This is a genomic window from Mycobacterium sp. 20KCMC460 (assembly GCF_022179425.1).
GTDB classification, from domain to species: domain Bacteria; phylum Actinomycetota; class Actinomycetes; order Mycobacteriales; family Mycobacteriaceae; genus Mycobacterium; species Mycobacterium kiyosense.
Genome location: NZ_AP025524.1, coordinates 2,744,531 through 2,769,850, shown reverse-complemented (window position 1 = coordinate 2,769,850; position 25,320 = coordinate 2,744,531). Strand labels below are relative to the sequence as shown.

Here is a 25,320-nt window from a genome sequence, read left to right as displayed (position 1 = left end):
GCGCGCCGGGGAGGGCGCGGAGGGAACGAGGCACGGCGTGCAGGGCCGGACCTCAGACCTCGGTCACCTCTGGCTCCTGGTAGTCCTTGAGCTGCTGAACCAGCTCGTCCAGCGCGGCCGGAGGCAACGCACCGGCCTGATTGAACAGCAGCTTGCCGTTCTTGAACGCCATCAGGGTGGGGATGGACCGAATCTGGGCGGCCGCGGCCAGCTCCTGCTCGGCCTCGGTGTCCACCTTGGCGAACACCACCTCGGGGTGCTTCTCCGAGGCCGCCTTGAACGTCGGCGCGAAGGCCCGGCACGGGCCGCACCAGGACGCCCAGAAGTCGACGAGGACGATGTCGTTGCCGTTGATGGTGTCGTTGAACTGCGCGGCGGTGAGGTCTTGGGTAGTCACGTCTGCGGTAACGCCTCGGGCGGAATGGTTGTTCCCGACGGTTACAGCAAACGGGGCGTCGAGGTCCGGTGGGCCCGGAGTTGGCTGACCAGATCGGCCATCACCGCGGGGTTGGCGATACCCGCCTGCTTGAACACCAGCCGGCCATTCTTGAACGCCATCAGTGTCGGCAACAGCTTGACACCGACGGCCTGAACCAGTTCCTTCTCGGTTTCGAAGTTCACTTTTCCGTGCACGATGTCCGGGCAGCTCGCCGCCGACGTCTCGTAGTTCGGCGCGAACACCTCGCACGGTGCACAGTTGGGCGCCCAGAAGTAGACCAGGACGTGGTCGTTGCCCTTGACCGCCTGCCCGAAGTCGACGGCGGTGAGGTCTCGCGTCGCTGTTGCTGCCATTTGGCGTCGAGCGTACGTCAGCGCGACGCCGCGGCGCGCCACGATCGGTTGGTCAGCAGCCGCAGCCCGTTGAGGGCGACCAGCAGCGTGGATCCTTCGTGGCCGGCCACCCCGAGCGGCAACGGCAACTGCCCGAACAAATCCCACACCACCAGCACCGCAAGGAAACTTCCGGCGATCGCGAGGTTGGCCATCACCACCCGGCGTGCCTGCCGAGCCAACCCGATGACGGTCGGGATGGTGTGCAACTCGTCGTGCACGGTGACCCCGTCGGCGGTCTGCAGGGTGAGGTCGGCGCCGGCGCCCATGGCCACCGAGGCGCAGGCGGCGGCCATCGCGGGTGCGTCGTTGACGCCGTCTCCGACGACGAGCACGCGGTGCCCGGCGGACTGCAGCGCCTGCACAGCTTCGACTTTCTGCTCGGGCAGCAGTGCCGCATGCACCTCGCGGATCCCGACGTCGCGAGCGACCCGACCGGCCGCCGGGGCGTTGTCACCGGTCAGCAACACCGGCGACGACGAGGTCAATGCGGTCAGCGCAGCCACGGACTCCGCGGCGTCGGCGCGGATCTGGTCGGTCAGTCCGAGGACGCCGACGGCGGCCCCGTTCACCGAGACGATCGCGGCGGTGGCACCGGACTGCACAATCGGCCCCAACTGGTCCGGCGGCGTGCCGCGAAAACTGTGCGGACTGCACACCTCCACGAAGTCACTGCCCACCTCGGCGCGCACGCCGCGCCCCGGCAGTGCCTGGAAATCCTCGGCCGGCGGGACGGCAAGACCGCGCCGCCGGGCTTCGTCGACAATGGCACGGCCCAGCGGATGCTCGCTGAATTGCTCTGCGGCAGCGGCTAATTGGAGCACCTTGGACTCGTCGAACGGCCGCAGCGGCTCGACGATGGCGAGTCGCGGCACGCCCGCGGTCAGCGTGCCGGTCTTGTCCAACGCGACCACGCTGACGTCGGCCAGATGTTCGACGACGACCGCGGACTTGAGCAGCACCCCGTGCCGGCCGGCGTTGGCGACCGCCGCCAACAACGGCGGCATGGTGGCCAGCACCACCGCACACGGCGACGCGACGATCATAAATGTCATGGCGCGCAACAGAACTGGGCGTAGCGGCGAGCCCCCGAGCAACGGAATCGAGATCAGCGCAAGCGTGGCCACCACCACCCCGACCGAGTAACGCTGCTCGATTTTCTCGATGAACAGTTGGGTTTTCGCCTTGGTCGCCGAGGCCGCCGAGACCATTTCGACGATGCGGGCGACCACGCTTTGCGACGGGTCACGGGTGACGACCACGCGCAGCACACCCGACCCGTTGACCGAGCCGGCGAACACGTCGTCGCCGGCGGCCCGCAACACCGGAACCGACTCGCCGGTGATGGAGCACTGATCGACCTCGGAGCGACCCGACAGCACCGCGCCGTCGGCCGGGATGCGCTCTCCCGGCCGCACCACAACACGGTCACCGACCACCAGTTCAGCTGCCGGCAGTACCCGCTCGTTGCCGGCGCCGTCGATTACGACGGCGGTGTCCGGCGTCAGGTCGAGCAAGCCCTTGACCGAGTCGGCGGTGTGCCGGGTGGCGACGTCGTCGAGGGCACCGGAGGTCGCGAAGATCACGATCAGCAGTGCGCCGTCGAAGACCTGTCCGATCGCCACCGCACCGACCGCGGCGACGACCATCAGCAGATCCACGTCGAGCGCCTTGTTGCGCAACGCCTGCGCGCCGGCCCACGCCGAACCCCAGCCGCCGGCCAGATAACAAGCCAGGTACAGCGACCACCAGATGTCCTGTGGCGCACCGCTTAGCTGTGCCACCAGGCCCGCCGCGAACAGCGACAGCGCCGCCGCCGCCCAGCGCACGGAGGTGACCGACCACAGCGCCGCGTGACAACTCTGCGGACGGACGGAGGACGCCGGCCCGCCGGCCGGATCGGCCGCTGCGAGGGTCGCTTCGCAAGTGGTCACGGTCATTGCGGCGGCCTCGCAGAGGGAGAAGAGTTCGTCAGGATGTTCCGAGTCTATTGACGCAGGTCTGGCCGGAGGTCTCGGTTCGATTGCGGTATGTCGCCGAATTGACTTATGGGACAAGGCATACCGCGATGGCGCCGCTGTCCGTCGACACCCACCGCGCACCCTGCCGGCCGCCGCCGCGACGGCCCGTGTGGCCGCCGAAAAAAACCTGGTCGGGAATGGATTCAACGGCCTCGATTAGCGTTACGATTCGTTGATCGCCGAGGCTGCGGAGGTCCGACATGTCATACGTCGCCGTCAACATCGATCTGCTTTCCGGAGCCGCCGGCAACCTGGTCAACATCGGATCGGCCATCAACCAAGCCAACTCCGCGGCGGCGGCGCAGACCACCGGCGTGCTGGCGGCCGGCGCCGACGAGGTGTCGCGGGCCGTTGCAGCGGTGTTCGGCTCGCACGCCCAGGGCTATCAGGCGCTCAGCGCACAGGCGACCGCGTTTCACGACCAGTTCGTGGCGACCTTGGCCGGCGGCGCGAACGCATACGCCGCCGCTGAGGCCGCCGCGGCCAATCCATTGGAAGGGATCCTGGACCTGATCAACGCGCCCAGCCGGGCGCTGTTCAACCGCCCGTTGATCGGCGACGGCCGCGCCGGTGCGCCCGGCTTGCCCGGAGAGGACGGCGGAATCCTGTTCGGCAACGGCGGTCCCGGCGGCGCAGGCGCAGCAGCGGGTCAGGTGGGCGGCCGCGGCGGGGCCGGCGGATTTCTGTTCGGTAATGGTGGTCCCGGGGGTGCGGGAGGCGGCGGCCTCGGCGGCGGCGGCGGAGCGGGCGGCTCGGCAGTGCTGATCGGCAACGGCGGCAACGGCGGCATCAGTCCAACCGGTATGTCGTCTGGCGGTGCCGGCGGCAACGGCGGGCTCCTATTGGGCAACGGCGGCAGCGGCGGAACAGGCTTCTTCGGCGGCGGCGACGGCGGTCGAGCATTCCTACTTGGCAATGGCGGCGCGGGCGGGTCCACCTTCTCCGGCGATAGGGCCGGCAACGGTGGCATCGGCGGGTTCCTGTTCGGCGACGGAGGCAGCGGCGGTAACGGCGGCTCCAACGGCGACGGCGGCAACGGCGGTGACGCGGTGTTGTTCGGTAACGGCGGCCCCGGCGGTAACGGCGGTATAGGCGGCACCGACGGGCTCGGCGGCAGGGGCGGATTGCTGTTCGGCCAACGGGGCGCCAACGGCGCTGTCTGAGTTTCGCGGCACAGCAGGCCGGTCGCCACTTACGCTTGCGTACGTTTTCCGGCGTCATCCACACTTAGCCCCACCGGCCTGAGTGGAAGGGAACCACCGTGGGGCACTACATCGCCAACGTCCGCGACCTCGAGTTCAACCTCTTCGAAGTGCTCGATATCGGCGCGGTACTGGGCGCCGGCCGCTACGCCGACCTCGACATCGACACCGCGCACACCATCCTGGCCGAGGCCGCGCGACTGGCCGAGGGGCCGCTTGCCGAAACCTTCGCCTTCGCCGATCGGCACCCGCCGGTGTTCGACCCGGCCGCGCACCGCATCAGCATCCCACCGGAAGTGGTCAAGACACTGCAGGCGATCAAAGACGCCGAGTGGTGGCGCCTGGGGCTCGACGAGCAGATCGGCGGCATGGCCGCGCCGCCGCCGCTCACCTGGGCCGTCAACGAGATGATCTACTGCGCCAACCCGTCGGTGTCCTTCCTGAACTTCGGCCCGGTACTGTCCCAACCCCTGTTCGAAGAAGGCAATGAAGAGCAAAAGCGTTGGGCTGCAATGGGAATCGAGCGAGGCTGGCAGGCCACCATGGTGCTCACCGAGCCTGACGCCGGCTCCGACGTCGGTGCCGGACGCACCAAGGCGATCGAACAACCGGACGGCACCTGGCACATCGAGGGTGTCAAGCGATTCATTTCCGGCGGCGACGTCGGCGATACCGCCGAGAACATCTTCCATCTGGTACTGGCCCGGCCCGAAGGCGCCGGCCCCGGCACCAAAGGGCTGAGCCTGTTCTACGTGCCCGAGTTCCTTTTCGACCCCGACACCGGCGAACTCGGTGCCCGCAACGGCGTTTTCGTCACCAACCTGGAACACAAGATGGGGCTCAAGACCTCGCCCACCTGCGAGCTGACGTTCGGCGCCACCGACGTACCGGCCGTCGGATATCTGGTCGGTGGCGTGCACAACGGGATCGCCCAGATGTTCACCGTGATCGAGCACGCCCGCATGACCATCGGCGTCAAGTCTTCTGGCACCTTGTCCACCGGGTACCTCAACGCGCTGGCGTATGCCAAGGAGCGGGTGCAGGGCGCCGATCTGACCCAGATGACCGACAAGACCGCGCCGCGGGTGACGATCATGCACCACCCCGACGTGCGCCGCAGCCTGATGACCCAGAAGGCGTACGCCGAAGGCCTGCGCGCACTGTATCTCTATGCCGCTGCGCATCAGGATGATGCTGTCGCACAACATGTTTCGGGCGCAGATCCGGACATGGCGCACCGCATCGACGACCTGCTGCTGCCAATCGTCAAAGGTGTGGGTTCCGAGCGCGCCTACGAGGTGCTCACCGAATCCCTGCAGACACTTGGGGGTTCGGGATTCCTGCAGGACTACCCGATCGAGCAGTACATCCGCGACGCCAAGATCGACTCGCTCTACGAAGGCACCACCGCCATCCAGGCGATGGACTTCTTCTTCCGCAAGATCGTGCGCGACCACGGCCAGGCCCTGCAGCATGTGACGGCGCAGATCAACAAGACCTTGGAAAACGTCGACGAGTCACTCAAGGATCAGGCCGAACTGGTGCAGGCCGCACTCGAGGACGTCACCGCCATGACGACCGCGCTGATGGGCTATCTGATGTCGGCAGCCCAGAACCCGACCGACATCTACAAAGTCGGCCTGGGATCGGTGCGCTATCTGCTCGCCGTCGGCGACCTGATCATCGGCTGGCGGCTGCTGGTCCAGGCGGGCGTGGCCCAGACGGCGCTGCACGGCGATGTGTCGGACAGCGACCGCGCGTTCTACCGCGGCAAGATCGCGGTGTCGGGCTTCTTCGCCAAGAACATGCTGCCCAAGCTGGCCGGGCTGCGCAGCGTCATCGAGCACACCGACGACGACATCATGCGCCTCCCCGAAGACGCCTTCTGACCAGCACACAGATATCGCACAGCTTGACCAGGTAAACCCATTCGTCAGAACCACCGACGATTTGGGAGGACCGTTGTTAACCACTCGATTCGCGCTCGTTGCGATTGCCGGAGCCGCCGCGCTGTCCGCGGCCGCGTGTAGCTCGTCCAACACCTCGAGCCCGAGCACCACGCCGAGCACCGTAGTTGCCTCACCGACGACCGCGCCCTCGTCGGCAGCACCCAAAGGCGAGACACAGGTGCGCGGACTGATCGCCTCGGTCTCCGGAAACGCCGCCCAGGTCACTCAGCAAAGCGGAACCACCACAGTCGATTTCACCGATTCGACGAAAGTCACCGAGGTCACCCCTGGCGCGTTGACCGACGTCACCGCGGGCAGTTGCATCACCGCACGGTCCAAGGAGGACACGCAGCCCGGCAGCCCGATCACCGCGGCGTCGGTACGCGTCAGCCCCGCCGAAAACGGCAAATGCCCGGAGGGCAAGCAGGCCCCCACTCCGTCGTCGACGCCGTCGGGGACGCCGTCGGAGACACCATCCGGAACGCCGACGACGACGACCGGCCCCGGGAAGAAACCGGCAGTCCAGGGATCGGTGGCGTCCGTCGCGGGCAACACCATCACGGTGAATACCGCTTCGGGGTCTCAGACCGTGACGGTCACGGACAAGACGAAATACACCAAGGAGACCGCAGCCAACTCGCAGGCCATCAGTGCGGGCAAGTGCCTGACCGCGCGCGGCAGCGAGAACAACGGCGCGCTGCAGGCCACCTCGATCAGCCTGCAGCCTGCCGAAAAGGGCAAGTGCAATGAAGGTGGCGGCGAACCCCACCACCGCTGAGCCCGGACGTCAGACGGTGAAGCCCAGGGCCCGGAGTTGTTCGCGGCCGTCCTCGGTGATCTTGTCCGGACCCCAGGGCGGGTTCCACACCCAGTTGATCCTGATCTCGTCGACCAAGCCGCTGCCGACCAGCGCCGAGCGGGACTGATCCTCGATGACATCGGTCAGCGGGCAGGCCGCCGACGTCAAGGTCATGTCGACCAGGGCGACGGTGCCCTCCTCGCCCTCTTCCAGATTCAGGCCGTAGACCAAGCCGAGGTCGACGACGTTGATCCCCAGTTCGGGGTCGACGACGTCGCGCATCGCCTCCTCGATATCGGCGAGCAGTTCCTCGTCCGGGGCGCTGTTCTCGCTACCGGGCAGCGCGGTTTCGCTCATCTGTCGACCTCCTCGAAGGCTGCGTGGGCCTGCGCCAGTGCATCTTTGAACGCCATCCAGCCGAGCAGTGCACATTTGACCCGCGCCGGATACTTGGCCACTCCTGCAAACGCTACTCCGTCGCCCAGCACGTCCTCGTCACCCTGCACGTTGCCGCGCGACGACACCATCTCGGTGAAGGCGTCGACGGTCTGCAGCGCCTGCGGCACGCTCAGGCCGATCACCTGATCGGTCAGCACGGATGTCGCCGCCTGACTGATCGAACAACCCTGCCCGTCGTAGGAGATGTCGGCGACGGTCTCGCCGTCCTCGGACAGCGCCACCCGCAGCGTCACCTCGTCACCGCACACCGGGTTGACGTGAAACACCTGCGCGCCGAACGGTTCCCGCAGCCCACGGTGGTGCGGGTGCTTGTAATGGTCCAGAATCACGTCCTGGTACATCTGCTCGAGACGCAAAGTCAGTCTCTCCCAAAGAATTCCACGGACCGCCGGACCCCTGCTATGAGGCGGTCGACCTCGTCGGGGGTGTTGTACAGCGCGAACGACGCGCGCGCCGTGGCCGCCAGGCCAAAGCGGCGGTGCAGCGGCAGCGCGCAGTGATGCCCGACGCGCACCGCCACCCCTTCGTCGTCGAGCACCTGACCGACGTCATGGGCGTGCACGCCGTCGACGATGAACGACACCGGCGACCCGCGGTCCTGCAAAGAGGTGGGCCCGATGATCCGCACTTGGTCGATCGTTGACAGCCCATCCAGGGCCAAAGCGACCAGTTCGCGCTCGTGGGCCTCGACGTTCTCCATCCCGACGCCGTCGAGATAGCGGGCGGCGGCGGCCAATCCGACGACCTGCGAGGTCATCGGGGTGCCGGCCTCGAAACGCTGCGGGGCGGGCGCGTAGGTAGAGGTCTCCATGGTGACGGTCTCGATCATCGACCCGCCCGTGATGAACGGCGGCATCGCGTCCAGCAGCTCGCGGCGGGCGTACAACACCCCGATGCCGTTGGGCCCCAGCATCTTATGCCCGGAGAACGCGGCGAAGTCGACGCCGAGCGCGTGGAAGTCCACCGGTTGGTGCGGCACCGACTGGCAAGCGTCCAGGACCGTCAGTGCCCCGACCGCCTTCGCGCGGGAGACTAATTCGCTTACCGGCGCCAGCGCACCGGTCACATTCGAATGATGGCTGAACGCAACGACTTTGACGTTATCGTCCAGTTGCAGCGAGTCCAGGTCGATGCGGCCGTCCTCGGTCACGCCATACCACTTGAGTGTGGCTCCGGTGCGCCGGGCCAACTCCTGCCACGGGATCAGGTTGGCGTGGTGCTCGAGTTCGGTGGTTACGATCACATCACCCGGGCCGACCGCTAGCGGAAAGCGGCTGTCCCCCAGCACATACGACACCAGGTTCAGCGATTCGGTGGCATTCTTGGTGAACACCAGCTCGTCGGTGTCGGCGCCGACGAATGCGGCGATGTCGGCGCGGCCCTGCTCGTAGGCGTCGGTGGCCTCCTCCATCAACTGGTGCGCACCGCGGTGCACCCCGCCGTTGGAAGTCACCAGGAACTCGCGCTCAGCGTCGAGCACCTGCAGCGGCCGCTGCGAGGTGGCCCCGGAGTCGAGATAGGCCAACTGATTTCCGCTGCGCATGACGCGCTTGAGGATCGGGAAATCGGCCCGGATCGCCGCGAGGTCCAGCATGGTTACGCTCCGGCAGTCGCCGCTTGGGTGAAGCGCACGTAGCCGTTCTGCTCGAGTTCGTCGGCCAGCTCCGGGCCGCCGGATTCGGCGATGCGGCCGCCGACGAACACGTGCACGAACTCGGGGTGGATATACCGCAGGATGCGGGTGTAGTGCGTGATGAGCAGGACGCCACCGTCGTTGGCTTGCGCGTAGCGGTTCACGCCGTCGCTGACCACGCGCAGTGCGTCGACGTCCAGGCCGGAGTCGGTCTCGTCGAGGATCGCGATCTTGGGCTTGAGCAGCTCGAGTTGCAGAATCTCGTGGCGCTTCTTCTCACCGCCGGAGAACCCCTCGTTGACACTGCGCTCGGCGAACGCCGGGTCGATTTCCAGCGCGGCCATCGCCGCTTTGACTTCCTTGACCCACAGCCGCAGCTTGGGCGCCTCGCCGCGGATTGCGGTGGCGGCCGAACGCAGGAAGTTCGACACCGACACGCCGGGCACCTCCACGGGGTACTGCATTGCCAAAAACAGTCCGGCCCTTGCGCGTTCGTCGACGCTCATGGCCAGCACGTCTTCGCCGTCCAGGGTGATCGAGCCGGAGTTCACCAGGTATTTGGGGTGGCCGGCGATGGCGTAGGACAGCGTCGACTTGCCGGAGCCGTTGGGCCCCATCAGGGCGTGTGTCTCACCGGACTTCACGGTGAGGTCGACGCCCTTGAGGATGGGGATTTCGCCGTCGCCGTCGCCGGCGACGCTGACGTGCAGATCTTTGATTTCCAGAGTGGTCATGAAATTTCTGTCTTTTCCGTTATTTCCAGTTCGTGTTCGATGGCTGCGGTCAGGCGCTCGCGAATCTCGGGCACCGCGATCTTGGCGATGATCTCGCCGAAGAAGCCGCGGATCACCAGACGGCGGGCCTGCTCTTCCGGAATGCCGCGGGAGCGCAGGTAAAACAGCTGCTCGTCGTCGAAACGGCCGGTGGCGCTGGCATGTCCGGCGCCGGCGATCTCACCGGTCTCGATCTCCAGGTTGGGCACCGAGTCGGCGCGGGCGCCGTCGGTGAGGACCAGGTTGCGGTTCATCTCGAAGGTGTCGGTGCCGGTGGCCTCGGCGCGGATCAGCACGTCGCCGATCCAGACGGTGTGCGCGTCGGGCAGCTTGGACGACGGATCGCCCTGCAACGCACCCTTGTACAGCACGTTGGACCGGCAGTGCGGCTGGGCGTGGTCGACCAGCAGCCGCGACTCGAGGTGTTGGCCGTCGTCGGCGAAGTACAGGCCCAACAGATCGACATCCCCGCCGGGTCCGGCGAAGCGGGCGGTGGCCGACATCCGTACCACCTCGCCCCCCAGCGTGACGGTGGTGTGTTTGAGCACCGCGTCCTTGCCGAGCCGGCCGTGGTGCGCGCTGACGTGCACGGTGTCGTCGGCCCAGTCGGCAATCCAGATGACGGTGAGCCGGGCGGCGTCGCCGACGACGAACTCGACGTTGTCGGCGTAGGTTCCGCTGCCCCGATGATCGATGACGACGACGGCCTCGCCGAGTTCCTCGACCCGGATCTGCAGGTGCCCGTAGGCGGTGGCGCCGGCGCCGGGACCTTCGACGGTGACATTGATCGGTTCGGCGATCTGGGTGTCACGGCCGACGGTCACCAGTGTCGCGGAGTTGAACGACGAGAATGCCTGTGCCGCAACCCGATCAGCGGGCACCCCACCCTGACCGAGCCGCTCGTCGCCGCGGCGCACCTGCTCGGTGGTTACGCCGTCGTGCGTGGCGACGGTGATCTTGGCGCTACCGGTGGCGTGGGCCGAGCCGTCGTGCAGGCCGCGCAACCGCTTGAGCGGGGTGAACCGCCACAGTTCGTCGCGGCCGTGCGGCACCTCGAACGCGTCAACGTCGAAGGAGGAGAACAACTCCCCCTTGTTCAACGTCGCGGTCATCCGACCGAGCCCTCCATCTGCAACTCGATCAGCCGGTTGAGCTCCAGCGCGTACTCCATCGGCAGTTCCTTGGCGATCGGCTCGACGAATCCGCGCACCACCATCGCCATCGCCTCGTCCTCGGTCATGCCGCGGCTCATCAGGTAGAACAGCTGGTTCTCACTGACCTTGGAGACGGTGGCCTCATGGCCCATCGTGACGTCGTCCTCGCGGATGTCGACGTAGGGGTAGGTGTCGCTGCGGCTGATCGTATCGACCAGCAGCGCATCACATTTCACGCTCGACTTGGAGCCGTGCGCGCCCTTGTTGACCTGAACCAGGCCGCGGTAGGAGGTGCGGCCACCGCCGCGGGCCACCGACTTGGACACGATGTTGCTCGACGTGTTGGGCGCCAGGTGCAGCATCTTGGCGCCGGTGTCCTGGTGCTGGTCTTCGCCGGCGAACGCGATCGAGAGCACCTCACCCTTGGCGTGCTCGCCGGTCATCCAGACCGCCGGGTACTTCATGGTGACCTTGGAGCCGATGTTGCCGTCGACCCACTCCATGGTGGCGCCCGCCTCGGCCCGAGCACGCTTGGTGACCAGGTTGTAGACGTTGTTCGACCAGTTCTGGATGGTCGTGTAACGAACGCGCGCATGTGGTTTCACAATGATCTCGACGACAGCCGAGTGCAACGAATCCGATTTGTAGATCGGAGCGGTGCAGTTGTGCACGGCGAAGCCGTAAGCGAGGTAACTATCCGGAGCCTCGACATCGAGGTTATATACCGGCTCATGCGCCTCGCGCACCGAGCGCTTCTTGATCGGCACCGCAAAGTAGTCGCCGCAGTCGCGAGCCTGTTTCGGACCACGCCCACCCTCGGTCCACTGGACCTGATAAATGTCCTTGCGCATCACGTCACGACCCAAGATCGCGCCGGGTCCGGCAGGCCTACGCAGCTCGACGGTCGCGTAGTGGCCCAGCCGCGCCAGAATCGACTGCAGCTGGAACGCCCATACGCGCGAGGTCGTGTGGACCCGCTTCCAGAGCGCACCGCCGCGTTCGATGGTGTTGCCGTCGCCGTTGACGTAGGCGTCGACCAACTCACGCAGGAATGCCTCGTCTTGCCGCATCAGCGTGTCGGACAGCTTCTTGCTGGCAGAACCAGATCCGACGTGGTGCCGCATGGCGGCGTAGCCGGCCTTGGTGTACACGGTCACCCGCGCGGAATGCTTGTCCTCCTCGATGAGGACCGAACCGGGTGTCTCGTACAGCGACTTACACGCCTGCCGGACCTCTTCGACGTACTCGAATTCCTTGCTGTGGAACGAGAAAATCAGCGATTCGCAGTTGTTGGTGAGGCACGCATGACCCTCTGCGAGGTAATAGCCGGCCAACCGCGCGAACTCCAGCGGCAGCACCGTCGGGTGCGGAATCGGCTTCGGCTTCGGGTAGATCAGGAAATCACCTTCGGCCACATCCTTGGCCGCGATCCAACGAGGCTCGGCGGCACGCAGTTTGGCGCTATTGACCTCCGCCTTCCACCCGTTGCGCTCCTTGCGCATGACACGCACCTCGTCGCGCGGGACGACCAGCAGGGGATGCTCTGCGGTGACCGAGAACTTGTTGGCCGGCGACATCGGCGTGAAGCTGAACAGTTCGCCATTGAGGTCGCGCACCTGCACCGCGGTCACCCGATGCGGCCGTCCATCGTGGCCCATCACCTGGTCACCAACGCGGATTGCCTCGATAGGCCGCAAGTCTCCGTCAGCGGTCGTGATCAGCTCACCGGCCGGCAGGCAGCCCTCGATGTAGTGAACGTAGGAGTCTTCGTCGGCGATGATCAGTGTGCGCTCGAACTGACCCATGTTCTCGGTGTTGATCCGGAAGTAGGCCTGCAACGGGATGTCCACGTGGACGCCCGGTGGGACATATATAAACGAACCACCACTCCAAACAGCGGTATTCAGTGCAGAAAACTTATTATCGCCCGCTGGAATTACGGTCCCGAAATATTTCTGGAAAATATCGGGGTGCTCCCGCAAACCAGTATCAGTATCTAAGAAGATGACTCCCTGAGCCTCCAAGTCCTCTCTGATCTGGTGGTAAACCACTTCGGATTCATATTGTGCCGCTACTCCAGCAACTAATCTTTGCTTTTCTGCCTCAGGAATTCCCAAGCGGTCATACGTATTCTTAATATCCTCGGGCAACTCTTCCCAACTCGCCGCCTGCTTTTCGGTGGACCGCACGAAGTACTTGATGTTGTCGAAGTCGATGCCCTCGAGGTTGGACCCCCAGTTCGGCATCGGCTTCTTGTCGAAGATGCCCAGTGCCTTCAGCCGGATATTCAACATCCACTCGGGCTCGTTCTTCTTCGCCGAGATGTCGCGCACCACCGCTTCGGACAATCCGCGCTGCGCGCTGGCGCCCGCGACGTCAGAGTCGGCCCAGCCGTAGCCGTACCTACCCAGGGCGTCGATCGTCTGCTCCTGGGTCAACGGTTCCTTGGCGGCTTCGAGGGTCATGACGAGACTCCTTCGTTGCTAGTGGCGGGGCGCGGGCTGGGCGCCTTCGAATTGGGGACGGTGAGTGGTACGTGGGTGGTGCAGGCGCAATCGCCGTTGACGATCGTCGCCAACAACTGCACGTGGGTGCCGAGCACCTCGGACATCGCCTGCTGCTCGGCGTCGCAAAGTTCCGGGAATTCTTCGGCCACGTGCGACACCGGGCAGTGATGCTGGCAGATTTGCACACCGTGGATCGGCCCGCCCACCCGGGTGGTGGTGGCGACGTAGCCGGCCTTGGTCAGCGCCTGCGCAACGCGCTCGGCGGCCGCTTCGACAGCGGCGTCGTCGGGCCCCTCGGCGGGCGCGATGTCGGAGAGGATCGCGTCGATGCGGCGCCGCGCGAACGTTTTCACCGCGTCGTCCCCACCGATCTCGCGCAGTTGTCGTATTGCGGCAGAAGCCAAGTCGTCGTAGGAGTGATCCAACTTGGCCCGTCCGCCGGCGGTCAGCCGGTAACGCTTTGCCGGGCGGCCCCGCCCTACCTGTTGCCAGGACGCGGCGGCCACCGACTCGGCATCGCCCGCGTCGATCAGTGCGTCGAGGTGACGGCGCACCCCGGCCGCCGACAGACCCAGCCGCTCGCTGATTTCGGTGGCGGTAATGGATCCCGATTCCAGCAGCAGGCGCACGATCGCGCGACGGGTGTGACCCTCCGACCCGACAGCCCCGGCTGCGGGCACGGCAGCATCCAGCTCGGATTGGATTTTCACAACACCAGTGTGTCGCAATTCGGGCAACCCGTCCAGCAAGGGTGCCCTTACGTGACGAGGCCAACAACGCTGTCTGAGCGTGCCAGTACGCTGCTCTGATGGCAGCCCGCCACCACACCCTGAGCTCGTCGATCGCCGCATTGCACGGCGACGAGCAGACGGTGGGCAAACCCCTCAACGCCACCGAGCTTGCCGCACTCAAACACACCCGGTTATTCGGGGCGACCGGCACCGTCCTGATGGCCATCGGCGCCCTGGGTGCCGGCGCGCGGCCGGTCGTCCAGGACCCCACCTTCGGGGTGCGGCTGCTGAACCTGCCGTCCCGGATCCAGACGGTGGCCCTGACCATGACCACCACCGGCGCGGTGATGATGGCGCTGGCCTGGCTGATGCTGGGCCGGTTCGTGTCGGGCAAGCGGCGGATGTCCCGCGGCGAGCTGGACCGCACCCTGGTGCTGTGGATGCTGCCGCTGCTCATCGCCCCGCCGATGTACAGCAAGGACGTCTACTCCTACCTGGCGCAGAGCCAGATCTCGCTGGAAGGACTCGACCCCTACCGGGTCGGACCCGCCTCCGGCCTGGGCCTGGGCCACGTCTTCACCCTGTCGGTGCCCAGCCTGTGGCGCGAGACACCCGCGCCCTACGGCCCGCTGTTTCTGTGGATCGGACGCGGCATCTCGGCGCTGACCGGGGAGAACATCGTCGCCGCCGTGCTCTGCCACCGGCTGGTGGTGCTGTTCGGGGTGGCGCTGATCGTCTGGGCGACGCCGCGGCTGGCCCGGCGCTGCGGCGTGGCCGAGGTCAGCGCGCTGTGGTTGGGCGCAGCCAACCCGCTGCTGTTCATGCACTTGGTCGCCGGCATCCACAACGAGGCGCTGATGCTGGGACTGATGCTGACCGGCGCCGAATTCGCGCTCCGCGGCATCGATTCGAAGGAATCCCTCAAACCGCATTCGTGGCGGATCGGCCCGGACTGGGAACCACTGGGCATGCTGCTGGCCGGCTCCGTCTTGATCGTGCTGTCGTCACAGGTCAAGCTGCCGTCGTTGCTGGCTTTGGGGTTCGTCACGGGCGCGCTGGCCTACCGGCTCGGCGGCACCATCAAGGCCCTGATGCTGTCCGGCGCGGCCATGGCGGGCCTGGCGCTGGCCGTGATGGGCATCGTCGGCTGGGCCAGCGGCCTGGGATTCGGCTGGATCTACACACTGGGCACCGCCAACGTGGTGCGCAGCTGGATGTCGCCGCCCACCCTGCTGGCGCTGGGCACCGGGCAGGTGGGCATTCTGCTGGGCCTGGGCGATCACACCACCGCGATTCTGTCGCTGACCCGTGCCATCGGCGTGCTGATCATCATGGTGATGGTCTGCTGGCTGTTGCTGGCCGTCTTCCGCGGCCGGCTGCATCCGATCGGCGGCCTGGGCGTGGCACTGGGCCTGACCGTGCTGCTGTTCCCGGTCGTGCAGCCCTGGTATCTGCTCTGGGCCATCATCCCGCTGGCAGCCTGGGCCACCCGCACCGGATTCCGGGCCGCCGCCATCGTCATCACCCTGATCGTCGGCATCTTCGGACCCACCGCCAACGGTGACCGCTTCGCGCTCTTCCAGATCGTCGATGCCACACTGGCCAGCGCATTCATCGTGGTGGCGCTGATTTCGGTGACCTACCACCGGCTGCCGTGGCGCCCACTTCCCGAAGAAGAGGAGGGACCGCGGCCGGCTGAGACGCCCATCACAGCGGCCGCGCAGGAACCGACCCAGCGGACGACCACCACCCCGGACGCCTACGCTGATTCCACGTGAGCCCCGTCCCCCAGCACCGCGAAATCGTGGTTCGGCTTCGTGGGCTGCGCAAGCAGTACGGGTCCGTCACGGCAGTTTCCGATCTCGATCTCGAAGTGCACGCCGCCGAGGTGTTCGCCCTACTGGGCCCCAATGGCGCAGGTAAGACCACCACCATCGAGATGTGCGAGGGATTCGTCCGCCCCGACGCCGGCAGCGTCGAGGTGCTCGGCCTGGACCCGATCGCCGACAACGCGCGACTGCGGCCCCGCATCGGGGTGATGCTGCAGGGCGGCGGCGGCTACCCGGCCGCGCGCGCCGGCGAAATGCTGCACCTGGTGGCCTCCTACGCCGCCGACCCACTGGATCCCGCCTGGCTGCTCGACACGCTGGGCCTGACCGACGCCGCCCGTACCACCTATCGACGGCTCTCCGGCGGCCAGCAGCAGCGGCTGGCGCTGGCATGCGCCCTGGTCGGGCGCCCCGAGCTGGTGTTTCTCGACGAGCCCACCGCCGGGATGGACGCCCACGCCCGGGTGCTGGTGTGGGAGCTGATCGACGCGCTGCGCCGCGACGGCGTCACCGTGGTGCTCACCACGCATCACCTCAAGGAGGCCGAGGAACTCGCCGACCGCCTGGTCATCATCGACCACGGGACGACGGTCGCCGCGGGCAAACCCGCCGATCTGATGCGCAGCGGCGCCAAAGGCCAGTTGCGGTTCAGCGCACCCCCGCGCCTGGACCTGTCGCTGCTGAGCGCCGCGCTGCCGGAGGGCTACATTGCCACCGAACTGACGCCCGGCGAGTACCTGGTCGAAGGCGAAGTGGGACCCCAGGTGCTCGCCACGGTCACGGCGTGGTGCGCACAGATCGACGTACTCGCCACCGACATGCGCGTCGAGCAGCGCAGTCTCGAGGACGTCTTCCTCGAACTCACCGGCAGGAAGCTGCGGCAATGAGCGACCTGTTCCCGCCCGGCACTTTCGCTCCGGACCCGCGCCCCAGCGCGGTGCCGACGATGCTGGCCGCCCAGTTCAACCTCGAAGCAAAGCTGCTGCTGCGCAACGGCGAGCAGCTGCTGCTGACCATGTTCATCCCGATCACGCTGCTGGTCGGGCTCAGCCTGCTACCGTTCGGGTCGTTCCGTGAGCCCCGCGCCGCGGTGTTCACTCCCGCGATCATGGCGTTGGCCGTCATCTCCACCGCGTTCACTGGGCAGGCCATCGCGGTCGCTTTCGACCGCCGCTACGGCGCATTGAAGCGGCTTGGAGCCACCCCGCTACCGGTCTGGGGCATCATCGCCGGCAAGTCGCTGGCCGTGATCTTCACCGTCTTTCTGCAGTCAATCATCCTGGGCGGCATAGGTTTTGCGTTGGGATGGCGGCCGGGTTTGGCGGCCCTGGCCTTGGGTGCGCTGGTGATCGCGCTGGGTACCGCGGGGTTCGCCGCGCTGGGCCTGCTGCTCGGCGGCACCTTGAAAGCCGAGGTGGTGCTGGCCCTGGCCAACCTGTTGTGGTTCGTCTTCGCCGGGTTGGGCGCACTGACGCTGGAGAGCGGCATGATTCCGACGGCGGTCAAGTGGGCGGCCCGGTTGACGCCGTCCGGGGCGCTCACCGAGGCGCTGACCCAAGCTATGGCGCTGCGGGTGGATTGGTTCGGGATCGCTGTTCTTGCGGGCTGGGGGGCGCTGGCGGCCCTGGCGGCGCGACGCTGGTTCCGCTTCACCTGACTTGCGCGATTCACTCTGCGGCCAGGGCGCGGAAGTGCGAGTGGCATGCGCCGTGAACGCAGGGTCAACGGTCGTCAGCGCAGAGTCAACGGGTCGTCAGCGCAGAGTCAACGCGTCGTCCGCGCAGAGTCAACGGGGCGTCAGCGAGTCCCAGGCGCGCTGAACCCGTCGAACGATGTCGGCCGGGTGCTGGCGCGCCACCACCCTGACCACGGTCCAGCCCACTCGGTCGAGATATTCCTGGCGCTCGACATCCCACGCGTACTGGGCGGGGTCGGTCCAATGCTGGTCGCCGTCGTATTCAGCGGCCAACATGATGTCCTCCCAACCCATGTCGAGGAAATAGCGGGGAAAGCCGTCGGGGCCCGGTACGGGTATCTGAGTCCGCGGCCGCGGGAAACCCGCCTCGATCAACAACAGCCGCAGCCAGGTCTCCTTCGGCGACTGGGCGCCACCGTCAACCAGCGCCAGTACTTCCTGCAATCGACACAGCCCTCGGGCGCGCCGGTGGTTGCCGGCCAACGCCGCCACGTCACGGACCCTGAAACCGGTGGCAGCGGCAAGCGCATCGAGTTGGGCGACTGCGCGACCGAGCGTGCCGCGTCGGCCGAGGTCGAATGCGGTGCGCTCCGGTGTTGTGACGGGTAAACCATCCAGCCGTTCGTATTCGCCGTCGACCAGCAGGTCAGCTCTGGTCACCACACGTGGTGGGGTTCTCGCGTTGCGCCAGATCAACTCGATCGGCGCCGCCGGATCGACCCACTTGGCCCCATGCATCGCCGAAGCGGCAAGGCCGGCTATCACCGCTTCTCGACGTGACCACAGCCAGGCGGCTGCTGTGCGCTGCCGCAGCGACGGCTCAACCCACTTGTCCAGGTAGACGTTCGGCATTATGGCGCGGTAGTACCTGCGCAGCTGGTAGCGGTTGAGGTCGCCGCGGGCCAACGCCTCACTGCCGATGAACGGTTGCTGCCCAAAGCTCACCGCGCGCATGTTGGCAGCCGAGAGCGTCCCCGGCCAGTCAGCCCGCAACCCGTTCGTCGACTCTGCGGCTATGGCGCAGAAGTGCGAGTGGCGTGCGCCCTGCACGCAGAGTCAACGTGCAACCGCGCAGAATCAACGCGCAACCGCGCAGAGTCAATGGGCAAAACGGTTGTCGCTACGATCGGGCGGTGGCCGTCGGACGAGCGTTGATGCGTGCGGTGGACCTACTCCCCGACCCCAGCCTGCGCGTCCAGCGGGTCCTGGCCGCTGCCGTCATCCTCACCCAGGGCGGTATCGCCGTCACCGGGGCCATCGTGCGCGTCACCGCCTCCGGGTTGGGCTGCCCGACCTGGCCGCAGTGCTTTCCGGGCAGCTTCACCCCCGTCGCGGTCGCCGAGGTGCCGCGCATCCATCAGGCGGTCGAGTTCGGCAACCGGATGATCACCTTCGCCGTCGTGATCACCGCGGCACTGGCGGTGCTGGCCCTGACGCGGGCCCGGCGGCGCCGCGAAGTGCTGGTCTATGCGTGGCTGATGCCGGCGTCCACGGTGGTACAAGCGGTCATCGGCGGCATCACGGTGCGGACCGGGTTGCTCTGGTGGACGGTGGCCATCCACCTGCTGACGTCGATGAGCATGGTGTGGCTGTCGGTGCTGCTCTACGTCAAGGTGGGCGAGCCCGACGACGGGGTGGCCGAACAGCGGGTCGCCACACCGCTGCGATTGCTCACCGCGCTCAGCGCGCTGAATCTGGCCGCGGTGCTGGTGACCGGCACCCTGGTCACCGCCGCCGGCCCGCACGCCGGCGACAAAAGCCCCAGCCGCACCGTGCCGCGGCTGACGATCGAGATCACCACCCTGGTGCACGCGCACTCGTCGCTGCTGGTGTCCTACCTGTCGCTGCTGGTGGGCTTGGGATTCGGCCTGGTCGCGGTGCACGCCGCGCCCGCCGTCACGCGACGCCTCGCGGTGTTGGTGGCGCTGGTCTTCGCACAGGCTGCCGTGGGCACCGCGCAGTTCTATACCGGGGTGCCCGCCGCCCTGGTCGCGATCCACGTGGCCGGCGCAGCGGCCTGCACGGCGGCCACCGCGGCGCTATGGGCGTCGATGCGAGAACGGGCCCAGCCCGAGGCGCTCCAGGGCTGACTCCACGGCCAGCGCGAACTGACGCTGGGCCAGTCCGCGTGTCTCGACATCCAGCCGCAGCCAGCCCAGCGACGGGTCGATCAGACCCAGGCCCAGTACCCGGTTCCCGACCAGATGCACCCGCGCATACAACAATTCGCCTGGTGCAGTGGCCAGCGCAGCGGCACCGGCATCCCACAGCTCGAAGTCCGCTTCGCCTTGGTGCAGCGCGTCGCCCACGGTGACGAACGCGTGCGACGGTTTCCCGCCCAGAAACACCAGCACCGTCTCTGGCGCCGCCGGAGCCGACTGCACCCACACATCCGTGTCGCACTGGTCGACATAGGCCTGCACCGCGGACGGATCGCTGAACCGCCGCGTCCCGGTCCCCACCGCCGGGCCGACGAAGTAGTGGTCACCTTGAGCGAGCCGGACAGCCTCGCCGTGCGCGTAGCGCACGCCCGGCACGACCGGCACATCGCGTTCGGTCAGCCTGCCCAGATAGCGGCGGTTGCTGTTCCAGGCGACGACGGCCGGCGGGTTCAGCAGATTCGGCACGGCTCGCGTCCAGGCCAGGAACTCGTCGAGACGCCGGACGTAGTCCCGGGCCGCGCGCAGGATCACCAGGTCCGCCGCGGAGGTATCCGGGTGGTCCCAGGGCAGCCAGCGCGCGTGCAGACCGCGAATGCGCAAGGCGCCCACCAGCCCGGCGTCGTCACCTGCGGCGTCCTGCGATTCCCCCGTCAACACGATGCGCGGGTGGAAGGTATCCGGTCGGGCTAGCTTCATGCCCGGGCATGATAGCGACATGCATGCGATCGAAGTCAGCGCAACCGGCGGCCCCGAAGTCCTGAACTACACCGAGTTGCCGCAGCCCGACCCCGGGCCCGGCGAGGTGTTGATCAAAGCGGAGGCCATCGGCGTCAACTTCATCGACACCTATTTCCGCACCGGGCAGTACCCGCGGCCGCTGCCCTTCGTGCTCGGCTCGGAGGTGTGCGGCACGGTCGTTGCCGCCGGCTCCGAGGTCGAGGACCTCGCCGTGGGCGACCGGGTGGTCAGTGCCGCCGCCAACGGCGGTTACGCCGAATTCTGCACTGCCCCAGCATTTTTGACGACGAATGTGCCCGACGGCATCAGCTCCGAGGTGGCCGCGTCGGCGCTGTTGAAAGGGCTGACCGCGCAGTACTTGCTCACCTCGGTGTACCCGGTGCAGGCCGGGGACAGCGTGCTGGTGCACGCCGGCGCCGGCGGCGTGGGCCTGATCCTGACCCAGTGGGCCACCCACCTTGGGGCGCGGGTGATCACGACGGTCTCTACGCCGGACAAGGAACGACTGTCGCGCCAGGCGGGCGCCGTCGAGGTGCTCCCCTACCCGGACGACGCGGATCGATTCGGGCACCGGGTGCGCGAGCTCACCGACGGCGTCGGGGTGGCCGTGGTGTACGACGGCGTGGGCGCGACGACGTTCGACGCCAGCCTGGCCAGCCTGGCGGTGCGCGGCACGCTGGCCCTGTTCGGCGCCGCCAGCGGACCCGTCCCCCCGTTCGACCCGCAGCGCCTGAACTACGCCGGGTCGGTGTACCTCACCCGGCCGTCGTTGGCCCATTTCACCCGCACCGCACAGGAGTTCAGCTGGCGAGCCGACGAATTGTTCGGCGTGATCGCCAGCGACGCAGTGCAAGTCGCGGTCGGTGGCAGCTATCCGCTGGCTGAGGCCGCGCGCGCCCACACCGACTTGGAGGGCCGCAAAACCAGCGGTTCGATCGTGCTGCTCCCTTAGCTTCCGGTATCCCCGGCGGAGGGCAGCAACGGCAGACTCGGGCCGCCACCGTACGGGTCGCCGGCCAGTGTGGTCAGGCCGGCCGGCCGAACCGGCTGCCTGGTCGACGTCGCGGTGCAACCCAGCGGGCCGGCAGACCGGTCGGATGCTTGCGGCCCTTCGTCGAAATCGGTTGTCATGTAAACGTATTCATCGGCATAGCCGTGCTGCTGCTTGTACTGCCGGCGCCGGTTGCGCGCTTTGCGGCGGCCGGCGGTTGCGGCGGCCGCCGCCACACCGTCGGGTTCGGGCGTCTTGGCGCGTGACGACGCGCCGCCGGTGCCGCGATGCACGGGGCCGGAGCCGACGCCGGGACCGCCGCCGACCGCGTAGGGAACGAATGTATGACCGGCCGGGACGGACGGCGCGGCGGACGGCGGAGGCGAACTGACCGTGCTCACCGTCGTGACCGGGGCCGGAGCCGACGCGCTCGGCGGCACCGACCCGACCTGCGCGACGCCAATCGTCGAGGCGGGCACGGCAGTGGCCGCGCCCACCACCGGAGCCGGCACCGGCCCGACCGCCTCGGCAGAGGGCAGCGTGGCCATCCCGGCCACCGCCGCCACACTGGCTGCGGCGGCGGGCAGCGTCGGCAGGGTCGACCCCAGCGGAGAAGACGCGATCACCACCGCCAGCGCCGGATGGACTGTCAGGTAGGCGGTCAGCTGCGCCGGCGTGATCCCGGCGAGGGACTGCAGGACAGATATCGGATTGGTCAGCAACAGCTGGATCCAATCCTGCAAGCTCCCGGCGTCGTCGCCGAAGAGCAGTAGCCGGGAGATCCAAAACCCCTGCTGAAGTGGGCTGGTGTAGGAGGCGTACGGGATGCCGTTGAGGGTGCCGGCGGTGGGGTCCCAATCCATCCCGATCAGTCGCAGCACGGACTGGACGAGCTGCTGCGGGCCCTGCCGGCTCTCATACGGCGGGTCCGACGACGCTGCGGTCGATGCTGCAGAATTGAAAATCTGCGGCACCGCAGCGTCGTCCGGACTCGCCGTCAGCGCGCCGCGCGAAAGCGCCTCGTACGCCGACATGATGGTGGCGGCCTGAACCCACATGCGTACGTAGTCGGCTTCGTTGAGGGCAATCGGAATGGTGTTGATGCCAAAGAAATTCGTGGCTGTGAGGATCGCGTGCGCGGCGTGATTGGCCGCCAGTTCGGGCAGTGTCGGCATGCCCGCCAGCGCGGCGGTGTAGGCGCTGGCCACTGCTTCGTGCTGGGCGGCCCTGGCTGCGCTGGCGACGGCTGCCGAGGTCAACCACTCCAGGTAGGGTGCGTGCGCCGTCACATACGCCTCGGAGCTGGGCCCCTGCCAGGTTCCGGCGTGTACCGACGCCAACAGCGCACCGAGTTCTTCACCGGCTGAGGCGTATTCGGCGCTCAGCGAGGCCCACGCCGCCGCCGCTGCCAGCAAGGGACCGGGGCCCGGCCCGCTGCTCAGCAACGCCGAATGTACCTCTGGAGGCGAAGCCATCCAGAAGATGGTGGCCATCGGTCAGCCGCAGACCGGATGCCCTGCCTGGGTCGTGGCGGCGCAGTACGTGCCCGGATCCATCCAACCGGCATCGAACGTCATGCCAGACACCCCTTCCACGGCGGGTACCGGATGAGCCAATATCGCTACGAAGGGTAGCGCAAATCGGCACAGGCCGCCGCCTTAACGCCGATCTCTGTTTGTCGTGTTCGTATCGCCCGAATTGCCCGGTTCGGCAGGCGAATTGGCGTCCCCGGGGCATCACTCGGGCGGCGACTATGTTCGCCGGGCGAGTTCCAGCGCCGCCGCGACGACGGGCTTGGCCCACTTCGGTGTCGCAGCCAAATCAGCGGGCCCGGCGATGCGGCCATGCTCCATGTGCAGCACCAGGATCGGTTGCGGCACCTGCCCGGTCGCGGGGTCGGCGGTCACCGAGTTGTCGTAGACCCGTAGCTCGCTCAGCACGGGCAGCAATGTCACGAGGTTGATCAGGCTGTGCCGGTAACGGCGACGGATATCGGCTTCCGGGATGTCGTGCCCGCCGGCACGAACCCGCTGGCGCACCCGGTCGATGTGCGCCTCGGCACTGTTGAGCCCTACGTAGAAGACGTGGATCTCGGCGCCACGCCCGGCGGCGTCGGCCAACAGCCGCGGCATCGTGGTGCCGCCGAGTGTGGTCTCGAACGTGAAATCCAGACCTCGCTCGATGGCCAGTTCCAGCATCCGTCGGCCCTGTTGCCAGGCGGCGGCGTTAGCCGCGGTCTGACCCATCCCGGGATTGGCAGCCTTGATCTCCCGCGCCGCCTCGTCCGGGTTGTAGTACTGGCCGCCCTTGTCCCGGATCGTGGCGCCGACGATGCTGCTCTTGCCGGCGCCGTTGACGCCTGCCAGCACATTGATCCGCTGCGTCAACGTGCGCGCGCGGCGCGTGCCACCTTCACCGCAGCGGCACCCATCTCCGCCGGGGTGGCGTCGAACGCGGCGGCGACACCGGCTTTGGCTTCCGGAGTCTGCATGGCGGCCAGCAGCTCGTCGAAGCGATCGCTGAGGTCGTCGAGCGCGGGCGCCGCCGGCGCGGTCAGCGCTTCGAATTCGGCGTAGGACATCAACACCGCTTTGGGGGTGGCGTGCTTGGTGATCACCACCGCACCGTTGAGGGCGGCCTGGTCGATCACGGCGCCGAACTCGTTCTTGAGGCGCGTCGCGCTCACCACGGGTACGTCAACCAGCTGACCGGCACGGTTGCGGAACGAGACAGTGGTCATAACGCTGCCCTCCTAGCTCACCAGAACACCCGCCAGTTTAGTCATTTTGGCTATTTTGGGCGAATGGTGGACAGCGGTCCGCTCAGAACAGAGTCGGCAGCGCAATCACCGAATCGACGGCCAGCGCGCAGAACACCAGCGCGAGGTAGTTGTTGGACTGCAGGAACAGTCGCAGCGGCTTGATCTCCGCGCCGGCGCGCACCCCGGAATACAGCTGGTGGGCCATCGTCAGGAACCACACTCCGGCGACCACCGCCACCGCGGCGTACAACCAGCCCGCCGCCAGCGCCAGCGTCAGCGTCGCCAGCACGGTCAGCCACGTGTAGATCAGGATCTGCTTGGTGACCTGCCGCTCGGTCGCCACGGCGGGCAGCATCGGCACGCCGGCCACCTTGTAGTCCTCTTTGTACCGCATGGCCAGCGCCCAAGTGTGCGGCGGCGTCCAGAAGAAGATGACCGCGAACATGGCCAGCGCCGGCCAGCCGATGGTCCCGGTGACCGCCGACCAGCCGATCATCACCGGCATGCAGCCGGCCGCGCCGCCCCAAACCACGTTCTGGGAGGTCCGCCGCTTGAGCAGCAAGGTGTAGACGAACACGTAGAACGCGATGGTGGCCACCGCCAGCAGGCCGGATAGCAAATTGGTGGTCAGCCACAGCCAGAAGAACGAGCCAACGCTGAGCACCAGCCCGAAGATCAGCGCGTTGCGCTTGGGTACCGCAGCCCGCGCCAGCGGGCGTCGCGCGGTCCGCTTCATCACCTTGTCGATGTCGGCGTCCGCCACGCAGTTGAGGGTGTTGGCGCCGCCCGCGGCCATCATGCCGCCGACCAGCGTGTTGAGGATGAGCATCGGCTGGACGCTGCCGCGGTGCGCGAGCAGCATCGCCGGAATAGCGGTGACCAGCAGCAACTCGATCACCCGCGGCTTGGTCAGCGCCAGATAAGCCAGGACCGTGCCGGTGAGCCGGCCAGCGAACCGGGTCGGGCTCTCGCCGGTGGTCCGGCCCGGGGTCGCGACTTCTGGGCGCCCGCGAACGCTCACGCATTAACTCCTCGGGAAAAATCGCAGCCGCGCGCAGCTTCTACTACGCATGATGGTAGACGG

The 25,320-nt window shown here is 67.3% G+C and carries 23 protein-coding genes and 1 pseudogene; 8 read left to right on the top strand and 16 right to left on the bottom strand.

All coding sequences use genetic code 11. The annotated features are described in order from the left end of the window. Window positions 1-52: 52 nt before the first annotated feature. From trxA to MKCMC460_RS13045, 3 genes are read right to left on the bottom strand one after another with little or no spacing between them, the layout of a single operon-like run. Complete coding sequence (gene trxA / locus MKCMC460_RS13055; RefSeq protein ID WP_236975752.1) at window positions 53-397, bottom strand: thioredoxin; 345 nt, start codon at window positions 395-397, stop codon at window positions 53-55. Window positions 398-438: 41 nt separating this feature from the next. Then, the gene (locus MKCMC460_RS13050; RefSeq protein ID WP_236975772.1) at window positions 439-792 is read right to left on the bottom strand and encodes a co-chaperone YbbN; all 354 of its coding nucleotides are present in this window, start codon (window positions 790-792) and stop codon (window positions 439-441) included. Between the two features lie 17 nt (window positions 793-809). Continuing rightward, window positions 810-2,771 carry a heavy metal translocating P-type ATPase gene (locus MKCMC460_RS13045; protein ID WP_238305817.1) on the bottom strand — a complete coding sequence of 654 codons (1,962 nt, stop codon included), beginning with the start codon at window positions 2,769-2,771 and terminating at the stop codon, window positions 810-812. 281 nt (window positions 2,772-3,052) lie between these two features. On the opposite strand from MKCMC460_RS13045, the gene MKCMC460_RS13040 reads away from it, so the two are divergent. The 3 genes from MKCMC460_RS13040 (at window position 3,053) to MKCMC460_RS13030 (ending at window position 6,781) form a co-directional block, all read left to right on the top strand. Then, window positions 3,053-4,015, top strand: a complete 963-nt coding sequence (locus MKCMC460_RS13040; RefSeq protein WP_236975774.1) for a PE family protein — start codon at window positions 3,053-3,055, stop codon at window positions 4,013-4,015. Between the two features lie 98 nt (window positions 4,016-4,113). Continuing rightward, window positions 4,114-5,943 carry an acyl-CoA dehydrogenase gene (locus MKCMC460_RS13035; RefSeq protein ID WP_236975776.1) on the top strand — a complete coding sequence of 610 codons (1,830 nt, stop codon included), beginning with the start codon at window positions 4,114-4,116 and terminating at the stop codon, window positions 5,941-5,943. Window positions 5,944-6,181: 238 nt separating this feature from the next. Next, entirely contained in the window at window positions 6,182-6,781 is a 600-nt protein-coding gene (locus MKCMC460_RS13030) for a DUF5666 domain-containing protein (RefSeq protein WP_236975784.1), read from the top strand. Window positions 6,782-6,790: 9 nt separating this feature from the next. Here MKCMC460_RS13030 and MKCMC460_RS13025 read toward each other — a convergent pair whose 3' ends face one another. From MKCMC460_RS13025 to MKCMC460_RS12995, 7 genes and pseudogenes are all read right to left on the bottom strand, one after another. Next, window positions 6,791-7,159, bottom strand: a complete 369-nt coding sequence (locus tag MKCMC460_RS13025; protein ID WP_236975792.1) for a metal-sulfur cluster assembly factor — start codon at window positions 7,157-7,159, stop codon at window positions 6,791-6,793. Continuing rightward, window positions 7,134-7,623 (bottom strand): annotated as a pseudogene (gene sufU, locus MKCMC460_RS13020) (Fe-S cluster assembly sulfur transfer protein SufU). The gene MKCMC460_RS13025 and the pseudogene sufU overlap by 26 nt, the downstream one beginning before the upstream one ends. Continuing rightward, window positions 7,620-8,855: a cysteine desulfurase gene (locus MKCMC460_RS13015; protein WP_236975793.1), complete on the bottom strand. Its 1,236-nt coding sequence runs from the start codon at window positions 8,853-8,855 to the stop codon at window positions 7,620-7,622. Before MKCMC460_RS13015 ends, sufU begins: the two are co-directional and overlap by 4 nt. Window positions 8,856-8,857: 2 nt before the next feature. Further along, window positions 8,858-9,628, bottom strand: coding sequence for a Fe-S cluster assembly ATPase SufC (sufC, locus tag MKCMC460_RS13010; RefSeq protein WP_236975795.1), 771 nt, complete (start codon window positions 9,626-9,628; stop codon window positions 8,858-8,860). Further along, window positions 9,625-10,779: a Fe-S cluster assembly protein SufD gene (gene sufD, locus MKCMC460_RS13005; RefSeq protein ID WP_236975809.1), complete on the bottom strand. Its 1,155-nt coding sequence runs from the start codon at window positions 10,777-10,779 to the stop codon at window positions 9,625-9,627. The genes sufC and sufD overlap by 4 nt, the downstream gene beginning before the upstream one ends. Next, entirely contained in the window at window positions 10,776-13,286 is a 2,511-nt protein-coding gene (gene sufB, locus MKCMC460_RS13000) for an intein-containing Fe-S cluster assembly protein SufB (protein ID WP_236975817.1), read from the bottom strand. The genes sufD and sufB overlap by 4 nt, the downstream gene beginning before the upstream one ends. Further along, window positions 13,283-14,143: a metalloregulator ArsR/SmtB family transcription factor gene (locus MKCMC460_RS12995; protein ID WP_236984196.1), complete on the bottom strand. Its 861-nt coding sequence runs from the start codon at window positions 14,141-14,143 to the stop codon at window positions 13,283-13,285. Before MKCMC460_RS12995 ends, sufB begins: the two co-directional genes overlap by 4 nt. Between MKCMC460_RS12995 and mptB the strand changes: the two genes are divergently transcribed. Genes mptB through MKCMC460_RS12980 form a run of 3 tightly spaced genes read left to right on the top strand, consistent with a single transcriptional unit; the run spans window position 14,137 to window position 17,545 of the window. Then, on the top strand, window positions 14,137-15,837 hold the full coding sequence (gene mptB, locus MKCMC460_RS12990; protein WP_236975819.1) for a polyprenol phosphomannose-dependent alpha 1,6 mannosyltransferase MptB: 1,701 nt from the start codon (window positions 14,137-14,139) through the stop codon (window positions 15,835-15,837). The genes MKCMC460_RS12995 and mptB overlap by 7 nt on opposite strands. Then, window positions 15,834-16,775 carry an ABC transporter ATP-binding protein gene (locus tag MKCMC460_RS12985; protein ID WP_236975828.1) on the top strand — a complete coding sequence of 314 codons (942 nt, stop codon included), beginning with the start codon at window positions 15,834-15,836 and terminating at the stop codon, window positions 16,773-16,775. Before mptB ends, MKCMC460_RS12985 begins: the two co-directional genes overlap by 4 nt. Continuing rightward, entirely contained in the window at window positions 16,772-17,545 is a 774-nt protein-coding gene (locus MKCMC460_RS12980; protein WP_236975829.1) for an ABC transporter permease, read from the top strand. Before MKCMC460_RS12985 ends, MKCMC460_RS12980 begins: the two co-directional genes overlap by 4 nt. Window positions 17,546-17,674: 129 nt before the next feature. Here the strand turns inward: MKCMC460_RS12980 and MKCMC460_RS12975 are convergent, their stop codons facing one another. After that, window positions 17,675-18,529 carry an endonuclease domain-containing protein gene (locus MKCMC460_RS12975; RefSeq protein WP_236975832.1) on the bottom strand — a complete coding sequence of 285 codons (855 nt, stop codon included), beginning with the start codon at window positions 18,527-18,529 and terminating at the stop codon, window positions 17,675-17,677. A 209-nt stretch (window positions 18,530-18,738) separates the two neighbouring features. Here MKCMC460_RS12975 and MKCMC460_RS12970 point away from each other — a divergent pair, with 209 nt between their 5' ends. Next, the gene (locus tag MKCMC460_RS12970) at window positions 18,739-19,674 is read left to right on the top strand and encodes a heme A synthase (protein ID WP_238305996.1); all 936 of its coding nucleotides are present in this window, start codon (window positions 18,739-18,741) and stop codon (window positions 19,672-19,674) included. Here the strand turns inward: MKCMC460_RS12970 and MKCMC460_RS12965 are convergent. Continuing rightward, a complete protein-coding gene (locus tag MKCMC460_RS12965) occupies window positions 19,624-20,442 on the bottom strand; it encodes a hypothetical protein (RefSeq protein WP_236975834.1) in 819 nt (272 codons plus the stop codon). The two genes, MKCMC460_RS12970 and MKCMC460_RS12965, sit on opposite strands and share 51 nt — an antisense overlap. A gap of 19 nt (window positions 20,443-20,461) precedes the next feature. Here MKCMC460_RS12965 and MKCMC460_RS12960 point away from each other — a divergent pair, with 19 nt between their 5' ends. Then, window positions 20,462-21,436, top strand: coding sequence for a quinone oxidoreductase (locus MKCMC460_RS12960; RefSeq protein WP_236975836.1), 975 nt, complete (start codon window positions 20,462-20,464; stop codon window positions 21,434-21,436). Here MKCMC460_RS12960 and MKCMC460_RS12955 read toward each other — a convergent pair. From MKCMC460_RS12955 to MKCMC460_RS12940, 4 genes are all read right to left on the bottom strand, one after another. After that, window positions 21,433-22,950, bottom strand: coding sequence for a PPE family protein (locus tag MKCMC460_RS12955; RefSeq protein ID WP_238305814.1), 1,518 nt, complete (start codon window positions 22,948-22,950; stop codon window positions 21,433-21,435). The genes MKCMC460_RS12960 and MKCMC460_RS12955 overlap by 4 nt on opposite strands. Before the next feature lie 276 nt (window positions 22,951-23,226). Then, a complete protein-coding gene (locus MKCMC460_RS12950) occupies window positions 23,227-23,862 on the bottom strand; it encodes a zeta toxin family protein (protein WP_236975853.1) in 636 nt (211 codons plus the stop codon). Further along, entirely contained in the window at window positions 23,859-24,215 is a 357-nt protein-coding gene (locus MKCMC460_RS12945) for a type II toxin-antitoxin system prevent-host-death family antitoxin (RefSeq protein ID WP_236975868.1), read from the bottom strand. The genes MKCMC460_RS12950 and MKCMC460_RS12945 overlap by 4 nt, the downstream gene beginning before the upstream one ends. Window positions 24,216-24,297: 82 nt before the next feature. Then, window positions 24,298-25,257: a heme o synthase gene (locus MKCMC460_RS12940; protein WP_255730616.1), complete on the bottom strand. Its 960-nt coding sequence runs from the start codon at window positions 25,255-25,257 to the stop codon at window positions 24,298-24,300. Window positions 25,258-25,320: the final 63 nt, after the last annotated feature.